Genomic DNA, 9,074 nt, shown 5'->3' with positions numbered 1-9,074 from the left:
CCACAACGGTTATGTGCGATAGCATGGAAGCAATGTTTACCTAGGTCGATACCTAAAATATGAATAGAAGACATATGGTTCACCTCATTCTGAGAGCCTACTCTAAGCTTAAGGGCTTGAGAGTGAGGCGGACCATATAATTAAGCCCAACCGTTCGTTAAGAACTCGATTGGGCTTCTTCCGCTAGCGTTGAAGTTCAGAACTCCAAGCCTTCTCATGGGGGAACCTTAGTGATTACGACGTGGGCCGTTACGCACTAGGTCTTTACCATTTTCAAACACTTCTTGAGTGATCCAACGAGCAAGTAGAACTTTGTGGCTGCTGTTGAATACAGCAACGAAGTGACGACCATCTGAATTATTGGTTGCCATGCCTACGCCTTCTACCCCTTCAAGGCCCAAACCGCCAGCTTCCACTGAAATTAGGAATTTTTCTAGCTCTTCTAGAGACTCAATAACATCAAGTTCGTTGTTCATTTTTCTGCTCTCTTGCTGTGAGCCAACATCGGATTCAAGGCATTTTAATGCATGTGCCTAGGTGAAGATATTGGCCGTTGTTCTTTGTTGGTTGCGTACTCTACAGGTCATAAGAGGGGATTGGAACTCTCAAATATTAGATGCGGACTGATATTTTGCGAATTTTTAACACAACATACCTTTAAATGCTTGTTATCCATATTCTTTTTACTACTATTTATAGGGTCAATTTAGACAATAATAGGAATTAATATGATGAAGGTTTGGCGTTGTCTATTGTTAATGTTGGCGTTTGTCGCATTTGGAAGTTATGCACAAAGCGTCGAGAAAATAGCACAAGTACAAGATCAGTTGATGCTCGATTTGGCAACACTAGAAACGGCGCACGATGCTGAGAAACCCTTTCTTGAAGATATATTAAGGCGTAAGAACCAAGGCTTGCGCGAAGATATATTCACCCAGTTATCATCCGATAAGAAAGAAGAACTCAATATTGTTCTTGCTCAGCAGGTTGAACTATTACAAAAATTATTGTCATTGAATGATATTAAAATCGTTTCAATGAGCAAAGAAAACCGTTCGACAGAGGGTGATGCTAAGAAACGTCTTGAGCTTCGCATTCAAAAACGAATCGGGATGATGGATGTTTATTATCAACAATTGGCTAAGACACTTGATTGGTCAAAAGAGCGTGGTATTGATGTTGCTGTTCCTGAAGCTGATCTCAAAACGGCGCTGGTGGCTCGTTCTAAATATCTGACTAACGCCATTCTTTACACTGATACGCAGCGACAAGATCTTGAAGCGCGTCTGTCTTTTGTTAATGAAGAAGAGAAAGCGGTCATTAAGAAGGAGCTGGAACGCTTCAGTGAGCGTACCAGCGTTATGGTGGCGAGTTTAGAAGAAACCATCACCTTGATGGAACCGTTTGGCGTTGATGTGACCTCTTACAAGAGAGTGCTATTAGCAACGACGGGCGACATTAATGCCGATGTGTTGGATGTGGATGTCGCGCTAGAGCTACTGGACGGTTGGCTACGTTCGTTCAGTTCATGGGCTTTTGAAAATACCCCTTCTTTTATCGTTAAACTCGCTCTGTTTCTCGGTATTTTGTATGTCACTCGCCTAATTGCAAACGTAGCTCGTAAGACGGTTCGTAAGAGTGTTTCGCACTCTAAAATGGACTTTAGTGTATTGATGCAAGACTTCTTTGTATCAATCGCATCCAAAGCAGTCGTGTTTGTCGGTCTGCTTATCGCCCTATCTCAAATAGGGATAGAGCTAGCACCGCTATTAACCGGTTTCGGTGTTGCGGGTGTCATCATCGGTTTTGCATTGCAAGATACGCTGTCTAACTTCGCGTCTGGCTTGATGATCTTGATTTACCGTCCTTACGATGTTGGTGACATGGTTAAAGTCGCGGGCGTTCAAGGCACAGTAAAAGACATGAGCTTAGTATCGACAACGGTTCAAACCATCGATAACCAACGCTTGGTGATCCCGAACAACAAGATCTGGGGTGACGTTATCAATAACATCACGGCAGAGCGCGTGAGACGTGTGGATATGGTGTTTGGCATCGGTTATTCAGATGACATCGATAAAGCAAAAGCAGTATTGAACGACATCATTATTGCGCACCCTCTAGTGCTTAAAAAGCCTGAGCATATGATTAAGCTGCATACCTTAAATACGTCTTCTGTAGACTTCGTGGTAAGACCGTGGGTTAAGACAGACGATTACTGGGATGTGTATTGGGATGTGACGGAAACTGTGAAGAAACGCTTCGATGAAGAAGGTATCACGATTCCATTCCCGCAACGAGATGTGCATATCTACAATCACGAAGAGAGTTAATTCGTCTAAAAGTCGATTTCTTCATGTGATAATCAAATGGACGCCGAATAGGTGTCCATTTTTGTTGGAGGCCAGTTTATCTGAATCTCGTTCTTTTATGTCACTTCACGCTAGTCAGAATTACGTTATCATGGGGCACGCTCAGTCTGGATAGTTGAAATCGAATGGATGATTCACAACAAAACCCTAAAACTAGAAATACAACGGTAAGAAAAGCGACGCGAATCGAAAGTGTCATGAACTCTGCGATGTGGCATTTAACCCAAAGGGACATGACGGAAAGCGAGCTGATTGCGAAGTTGAAAGTGAAAACGGACAATCAAGATTGGATCAATGAAACCTTGAGCAACTTGAAAGGTTACGGCTATCTTAAATCCGACCAAGATTTTGCTGAACAATTCGCTGAACAAGCCTTCTTCGGTGAATTTGGATCTCGATACATCGTAGAGAAACTGAAGAAGAAGGGGCTCTCCGATTCGATTATTGCTGATGCCATTCACAAGGTTTCTGCGGAAAAAAATATCGACGAACAGACTATATTGATAGAGCGAATCAACAACTATTACACAAGCTTTACCATGAGCCGTGAAAAGCTGGTTGCCGCACTGCAAAAACGTGGCTTTAGTTATCAGCAGGTCAAAGTTGCCATCGATCAGCACCCACAAGCGCACGAACTGAAAAGTAATATCCAAATCAAGGCTGACAAAGCGGATTTGGAGAAGGAAGTGCTCAAGTACGCTCGTAAAGGGAAAGGCTTAACGGCTATCCAACAAGAACTTAGACAGCGACAAATTGATACCACTGAGCTTTCATCGTTGATTGAGCGATTGATCAATGAAGAGCAATTGGACTTTTACTCTTCTTGTTTGGAACAGCTTCAGAAAAAATCTTATGACCTTAACGATCATAAGGAACGCTCAAAGGCTTACGCCATGTTGAGCCGCAAAGGCTTTTCATCCGATGAGATTAAATTCGCGCTAAGTGAAGGCAACGAATAAGCTAGGTTCAAGCTAAATAAGGTTAGCGAGTGGTGTGTTGGTTTTCAGTGATGCCTAAGCCGTTACGTAAGGCGAACTGCACTAACTCGTTGTGATTATTGAGCTCCATTAGCCCAAGCATTCTGTATTTATGGGATTCAATGGTACGTGGGCTTAAGTGCAACCTATCGGCACACTCTTTGGCGGTAAAACCCTGAGCAATCAGGGAAAGCACCGTGGTTTGCTTCTTCGTAAGTAACAGCAATTTATCGCTATCATCTTCCCACAAGTTTTCGCTTTGATTCAGCGTCCTCGCTAAGGTTGAATGCTGCCAATAACAAAGCCACATTTCACACACAAGTTTGAGTCGTTTGATGTCTTCAAAACCTAAGGTGGTTTTGTTGTCATGAAAGTTGGTAAAAGACAGGGCACCCCAGCGTTGGTTAAACAGTTGCAGAGGGATAATACAGTGCCATTTCCCACCTTGTTTGTGTATTTGACTCAACACATCGTTTTGACTGATCGCGAGTTGTGCCTCTGAAAACTCCAAGTAGGTTTCGGACGTTTTAAGAAGTTTTAGATATTCAAGGTGGTTACAACCAACAAAGTCTCTTTTGTTGATTGAAGGGATGTGCGATTTGGAAACTGAACAGGTTTTCCCATCTTCCAGTAACACCATCGAATTCGGGTAAAGCGTGAGCCTATCGATATCGAACCAGTCTAGAACATCAAAGCTTGCAGTGGACCAAGTCGCGTTAAAATCCCTTGGGTCACTATTGATCAAGGTTGCAGACTGACTCATCAACAATTGTTCAAAGCTCTGGTTAGAGGCGTTCACATTTTATCCTTATTAAAAGTTTGGCTATTCATTCACGCGGTGAAGATATTCGTTAACTCGTGACAGCGCAAGTTAACGCGATAAGATAACTAAGGTGTTCTTAATTCTCTTTTTTTATAACACTTTGTTCTATCTATTCTAGTCAAAAGCAGTACATTTGCTGCATAAATCAGTCTGTGATTTTAAGAGAATCGGACGTTTTATATCATCGAGCAAAACCGTGATAGCGTTTAGAGTCTTACTCACTTCGTCCATACTGATCCTCACTTTTCCTAGCGCCATAGCGTCGCCAATGTTTGTTTACGCGCAGTCTCCAATTCATTCAAACGTTCTCTCAACTCAGCTGCGTTCTGCCCAACCGAATAGAGTCGGCACGATAGAGTTCAAATCCTCTTACACGCAGGCCAGTATATGGGCTCATACGAAAGCCTATTCGCTCGACTACTACCAAAACCAATCCAATATTGCTGTTGAGTGGCAAGCGTCTCCCATCTGGAAAACAGAACTGGATTATCGTGTCGTCACTGCCAAAGATAACGGCTTAGATAGTTTTGTGATGGGGTTTCATGACCTATTTGGCATTGGGCAGAATGGACGTAATGAGGTAGCAGAAGATCAATTCACCATGGACTTTCATAATGCTGGCGTTCATGTCTCTGATTTTGAAGGTGATGACTTAACCAATGCGCTGACTTTTTACAATGAGCTGTTGCTGTATTCCAGAGGGCCTATGTCGCTCTCTGCTGGTGGTTCTTTGTATTACAACAACGTAAGAAGTGGACAATTAGCGAGAACAAGTTTTGAGCAAGGCGTTCAACTTAACTACAGCTATATCACACCCAAACACAGTATTTTTTCAACCGTCGGTTTAGTGCATCGAAATGGTGATAACTCCTTTGTTGGCCTAGAAGACTTAAGTTTCGAAAACGTAAGCGCGAGTTGGGCGGTAGGGTATGAGTATCGACTGAATCAGCGTCATAGTTTGCTTATTGAATCTCTCAACTATCAAGGGTGGGCGAGTAACGATCCAGATTTTTCTGAACCTTCCAATGAAGTGGTCGTGGGTTACCGTTATCGCCTACATCAACTTGCGATTGAGGCTTTGATGATCGAAAACATCCGTAACATGGACAACAGTACCGACATCGGGTTTACGCTTGGGCTGCGCTTCTCAATATAAAAGCCATATCAACATATCATTATGTAATTTAATTCATCAAAGCTATAAAATTTCAGTAAATTTACGGTATATCAATAACGTGATTTTTTGAACAATAGCGCCACTCCAAAAGGCCGGACTAACAAGGCCGAATCAATATATAGGTAGTGGTAACCATGAAAAAAACATTAGTAGCACTTGCGATTGCAAGCATTTCAACTTCAGCATTCGCTGTAAACACAAGCAGCCAAAACAGCCAGAATGAAGAGATGTTTGCTTTTGATTCTATGCACAAAGATCAATTCTCAGTAGCAGGTTCTTTCGGTGTTGGTGGTTACTACGACACAGGTTCTAAAGCATTTTACGATGATTGGGCGACAGGCCTAACGCTTGCGGTAAGTTACCGTAACAACCGTTTTGTTGGTTACTTCGAAACGGACATGATGCTTCAGTACACGACCGACGATAACGTTGCAGCGAACGACGCAGCGACATCTGCTTGGGTAAACGGTATTGATACTGGCCCTGCGACAGACGTAGATAAAGCGTGGTTGGGTTTTGACACTGGTTACGGTATTGCTTCATTTGGTTGGGAAAATGACACGGCGCTAGATAAAGTCGACGGCGCAGGCGACAACACTTACGAGTTTGGTGCTTCTGCTGGCGATGCTTCTGATGCATTCAACGTAGTTAAGTTCCAAGGTGCAACAAGCGGTATCGCTTACGGTATCTCTTACTTTGAAACGAAAGACTCTCGCAACGATGATAATTTCGACAAAGGTGTGAACGGCTACATCGGTCTAGAGCAAGAAGTATTCAACCTATACGCTGGTTACGAGAACCGTGACTACGAAGATGATTTCGAAGTTTACACAGTGACAGGTAACGTTAAGGTTGGCGCGCTTAAGCTAGGTGTGAACTCTTGGATTGAAGAGGGTGATTCTGAGAAAAACACAGGTTACTACCTATCAGGTGGCTTCACAGTTTCTGAAGACCTAACGCTTGCTGCTGGTTACGCATCTAGCAACAACGAACTTGACGGACAAGCGGATGTAGATGCTTCTTACATCAACATCGCAGCAATGTACCGTATCGCCGAAAATGCAGACATGGGCATCGATATCAAACAAGACATTGAAGGCTCTCGCATTGGTTCAACTGGTATGCAATACGACGAAGAAACACACGTATTCGCAGCAGCTTACTACTACTTCTAAGAACATAAGCAATTCTAAGAGCTTAGATTTACTTAAGAACTTAAGAACTTAAGAACTTAAGTCCTTAGAACTCAAATACTCGAAATTGAACGCTATGGTGTAATTGCTGCCCGGTCTTTACACCATATTTTCTTCTTTGTGCGGCTTAAGCATCCACTGTTCGACATGTGGTATGCCACTCAAGTTTGACGAGTGGATTATTATCTGGAGAAATACAATGGTTAAGAGTATGACTGGCAAGGGTGTCATTTATGGCAATGACACTCTGTTTACGTGTAAACCTAATCGCAATGGATTGTTTGAATTAGCACGTAAGCATGGAAGAGTTGCTGGTACTCGCCCGCAAGACTCGCAAAACAAGGTGTACGTTGAATCTTTAGATGAAGCGTGGGAGCTACTTAAAACTGAGAAGTTTTATATTGTTTTGACGGGGCAGGTGTACGGCATCCATAGAAAGTCTTTGAGAAGCATTGAATCGGTTGATATTGAGTTTGATACCGAAATTCGGTCAGCTTGCGTTTCGATGTAGTGCCAAGATTTAAAAGAAAAGGACGATGAAATATCGTCCTTTTTGCGTTTTAGCTTTTTTGCTTCTGATTTTTTAGAGCGTAGGGGCTTGCTGACCTTACACGCTGATTATCGCCCGTATTGCTCTACAATAAACTGCTCAAAATCATCACACATTTGGTCATTCGACTTTGCGTTATTCGCTAATTCAGTTGGCCCGTCGACAATAGATATCTTCGCATTCAAATCAGCGACTTGTGCGCGTTCACGAGAAGCCAGTTTTTTGATCTTTTGCTCTTCAATCGCCCATGCCTGTTCTGGTGATAAGTTACACTCGTCGGCAAGGTATTTGGCATTGAAGCCTTCCCCAGTAAGACTTTGTATTGTCGCGTTATGGTTCACGCTATTGCCTTGATGCCAATAGTGCTCAGCCAACAAAGGCCCGATCTCTGGGTTATCTGTTAAGTAGCCAAACTTCTCGGTGAAATATGCACGCGTTTGGTACACCGCCATATGAGCTAACAAGTAACCTTGATATGCGCAAGATGCTTCATCAGACAATAAGTGCGGGATCGCCATCAGTGGGCGAGGGCTGCAATCTAATCCTAGAATTTTCTTTTCACTGTTGCGAGCAAGCGCCGTGATCTTTTCAGGCGTCAGGTCTTCATCAGCCATCTCGTATAGAGCTCGTTCAAAGTAAGGAACCACAAGAATGCTGCGTTCTTGGTAAGCGCGGAACGGTTGTTTGTTATCAATGATGGCCTTGATCAATTCATCTGGTACAGCTTGGCCTTCTGAATTTAGCGCGTACTGTTTTAGCCAATCGGCGTCATTTAACAAGCTATCGCAGAACATCGATTGAGTTTCCGCATATGCCATTGACGTTGGGGCGAACTCTTGAGAGAAGCAAGGAGCGTTCATTTTCACGTTGGCAAAATGAGCTGCGTGACCACCTTCGTGGAACAAGGTGTTAATCCCATCATAACCACTGCCGATTTGATCGGGTTTAGCGTTGCTAGTGAAGTTCACTTGAGCGGCAACCCATTCACCTTGGTCATAGAAAGAAGGGATGGGCCCATGACAGAAGCCATTTGGGTATTTTCCTTTGCGATCAAGCAGATCCAATTTCAATGTCGCTTGAGAGTATTCGATGTTCAGTCGGCCGAAAGATTCTATCCAGCGTCTCAGTGATTTTGAAAAGGGAACATAAGGGTCTAAGTCATTCATAACGTCACCAGCAAAAGAGTAGGTAAAGTTATGCGCTTCGAGTGCACTTGTGTCTTTCTGCTGAGCTAAGTTCGTTAGACTTTTTTGATGGCTATCGCGTGTACGAGCTTCAAAGTCATCCAGAATCGTAAACAGCTGCTCGGTCGTCATCTGTTCAGTTTTCACGACTGAGTAATCAAAAAAGGTCTTAAAACCCAGTGATTGAGCAAATTGATTACGCTTTTGGATGAGCTCAATGAAACCATTAGCCAGAAGCCATTGTTCAAGTCCTAATAGTGCTTGATGCGCCGAAAGCCTAACTTTTTCATTGTTATTGGTTCTTACTGCTGAACCGAGAACCGGTAACGATCCTTCTGTTTCCTCACCCGCTTCATTAACGTACGTCATCACGTGATTCTGTTTTTTCTCAAACAGCTCTGCTTCGAACTTGATGAGGTCTGCTTTTAGCGCCTGAGATTGTTGGGATTCGATAGCGTGAGATCTAAAGGTGGCTAACCAGCCATTTAGCCCTGTTAACGTGCTCTCTTTTTCTTGAACGTCTTGAATCTCGTCAATGGCAGAAATGTGCTTTTCGATAGCCGTAATTTGTTCAGCTGCACTAAGAAACTCGGTCCACTGAGTTTGCGCTTGTGTCGAGCCATCATGGTCGTCACTTATTCCCATGTAAGTATCCCAAAAGAAGTCTTCTTTTGCTTTATGAGTCGCAAGATACTTTTGATTCAATTCGTTGAGATAGTTCGTAGCAGTCATGATATTCCTTGAAAATAACGCTTGAATTTCAAGATTATGACACATTCATACGATGTATTTTGTGAC

At 43.1% G+C, this 9,074-nt stretch carries 8 protein-coding genes; 5 read left to right on the top strand and 3 right to left on the bottom strand.

Annotation, left to right across the window (positions count from 1 at the left end):
* Positions 1-227: 227 nt before the first annotated feature.
* Entirely contained in the window at positions 228-476 is a 249-nt protein-coding gene (locus L1D37_RS16880; protein ID WP_210442077.1) for a hypothetical protein, read from the bottom strand.
* A 252-nt stretch (positions 477-728) separates the two neighbouring features.
* Between L1D37_RS16880 and L1D37_RS16875 the strand changes: the two genes are divergently transcribed.
* Positions 729-2,333 (top strand): mechanosensitive ion channel family protein, encoded by a 1,605-nt coding sequence (locus L1D37_RS16875; RefSeq protein ID WP_017630109.1) that lies wholly within the window; start codon positions 729-731, stop codon positions 2,331-2,333.
* 164 nt (positions 2,334-2,497) lie between these two features.
* The gene (locus L1D37_RS16870) at positions 2,498-3,331 is read left to right on the top strand and encodes a RecX family transcriptional regulator (RefSeq protein WP_239848546.1); all 834 of its coding nucleotides are present in this window, start codon (positions 2,498-2,500) and stop codon (positions 3,329-3,331) included.
* 22 nt (positions 3,332-3,353) lie between these two features.
* Here L1D37_RS16870 and L1D37_RS16865 read toward each other — a convergent pair whose 3' ends face one another.
* The gene (locus L1D37_RS16865) at positions 3,354-4,148 is read right to left on the bottom strand and encodes a LuxR C-terminal-related transcriptional regulator (protein WP_017630110.1); all 795 of its coding nucleotides are present in this window, start codon (positions 4,146-4,148) and stop codon (positions 3,354-3,356) included.
* 259 nt (positions 4,149-4,407) lie between these two features.
* Here L1D37_RS16865 and L1D37_RS16860 point away from each other — a divergent pair, with 259 nt between their 5' ends.
* The 3 genes from L1D37_RS16860 to L1D37_RS16850 all read left to right on the top strand — a co-directional run bounded on the left by L1D37_RS16860 (position 4,408) and on the right by L1D37_RS16850 (position 7,053).
* On the top strand, positions 4,408-5,328 hold the full coding sequence (locus L1D37_RS16860; protein ID WP_239848551.1) for a DUF3187 family protein: 921 nt from the start codon (positions 4,408-4,410) through the stop codon (positions 5,326-5,328).
* Between the two features lie 155 nt (positions 5,329-5,483).
* Positions 5,484-6,524, top strand: coding sequence for a porin (locus L1D37_RS16855; RefSeq protein WP_239848545.1), 1,041 nt, complete (start codon positions 5,484-5,486; stop codon positions 6,522-6,524).
* A 217-nt stretch (positions 6,525-6,741) separates the two neighbouring features.
* Complete coding sequence (locus tag L1D37_RS16850) at positions 6,742-7,053, top strand: hypothetical protein (RefSeq protein WP_176679383.1); 312 nt, start codon at positions 6,742-6,744, stop codon at positions 7,051-7,053.
* 107 nt (positions 7,054-7,160) lie between these two features.
* Here L1D37_RS16850 and L1D37_RS16845 read toward each other — a convergent pair whose 3' ends face one another.
* Complete coding sequence (locus L1D37_RS16845) at positions 7,161-9,008, bottom strand: M3 family metallopeptidase (protein WP_239848544.1); 1,848 nt, start codon at positions 9,006-9,008, stop codon at positions 7,161-7,163.
* Between the last annotated feature and the right edge of the window lie 66 nt (positions 9,009-9,074).

Origin of the sequence: Vibrio sp. Isolate33, from assembly GCF_022397895.1 — a bacterium.
Taxonomy (GTDB): Bacteria; Pseudomonadota; Gammaproteobacteria; order Enterobacterales; family Vibrionaceae; genus Vibrio; species Vibrio pomeroyi.
The sequence above is the reverse complement of the archived record's forward strand: the minus strand, read 5'-3'. Positions and strand labels throughout refer to the sequence as shown.

Bases quoted from the DNA above. Each gene is read 5' to 3' on its own strand.
- L1D37_RS16845 (WP_239848544.1), bottom strand. From the start codon at position 9,008: ATGACTGCTACGAACTATCTCAACGAATTGAATCAAAAGTATCTTGCG.
- L1D37_RS16875 (WP_017630109.1), top strand. From the start codon at position 729: ATGATGAAGGTTTGGCGTTGTCTATTGTTAATGTTGGCGTTTGTCGCA.
- L1D37_RS16870 (WP_239848546.1), top strand. From the start codon at position 2,498: ATGGATGATTCACAACAAAACCCTAAAACTAGAAATACAACGGTAAGA.
- L1D37_RS16850 (WP_176679383.1), top strand. From the start codon at position 6,742: ATGGTTAAGAGTATGACTGGCAAGGGTGTCATTTATGGCAATGACACT.
- L1D37_RS16880 (WP_210442077.1), bottom strand. From the start codon at position 476: ATGAACAACGAACTTGATGTTATTGAGTCTCTAGAAGAGCTAGAAAAA.
- L1D37_RS16855 (WP_239848545.1), top strand. From the start codon at position 5,484: ATGAAAAAAACATTAGTAGCACTTGCGATTGCAAGCATTTCAACTTCA.